Origin of the sequence: Pseudonocardia halophobica, assembly GCF_027922425.1 — a bacterium.
Classification (GTDB): Bacteria; Actinomycetota; Actinomycetes; order Mycobacteriales; family Pseudonocardiaceae; genus Pseudonocardia; species Pseudonocardia halophobica.
This window is the reverse complement of the sequence record NZ_BSFQ01000308.1, coordinates 1-506: the sequence shown is the minus strand read 5'-3', so window position 1 is coordinate 506 and position 506 is coordinate 1. Positions and strand designations below refer to the sequence as shown.

Annotated in this window: 1 protein-coding gene; it reads left to right on the top strand. The window is 62.1% G+C overall.

Features of this window, described 5'->3' with window-relative positions; all coding sequences use genetic code 11:
- Positions 1-14: 14 nt before the first annotated feature.
- Positions 15-506: hypothetical protein (locus PKE99_RS38750; protein WP_271215199.1), on the top strand; the 492-nt coding region annotated here is incomplete at its 3' end.

The window sequence follows — 506 nt, the reverse complement described above, 5'->3', positions numbered from 1 at the left end:
GGTTCCGTTTCTTCATGGAAACCTATCTGCCGCATTATGTGCGCGGCGATGCCAGCCTGTTTCACGAGGCGGTCTTCGCACGGGTGCCTGCGATCATGTCGGCCGAGAAGGGCGAGCGCGAGATGTTCATCGCCCCGCGTGGGTCTTCCAAATCGACCCACCTTTCCCTCGGCCTGGCACTTTATCGGATCATCCTGCGCAAGACCCGTTACACGATTGAGGTTTGTGACGTATACGCTCAGGCCGCCCTGTTGATCGAGGCGATCAAGGCGGAACTGACCACCAACCCGCGCCTGCAAAGCGATTTCCCCGATGCCTGCGGGCAAGGCCGGGTCTGGCGCGAGGCCGAAATCGTCACCCGTCAGGATATCCGCGTCGAGGGTGTCGGCGCTGGTCAGAAACTGCGCGGCCGTCGCCATGGCCCCTACCGGCCTGACACCCTGTTCTTCGACGATATCGAGAATGACGAGGCCGTCCGCTCGCCCGAACAGCGCGACAAGCTGGAA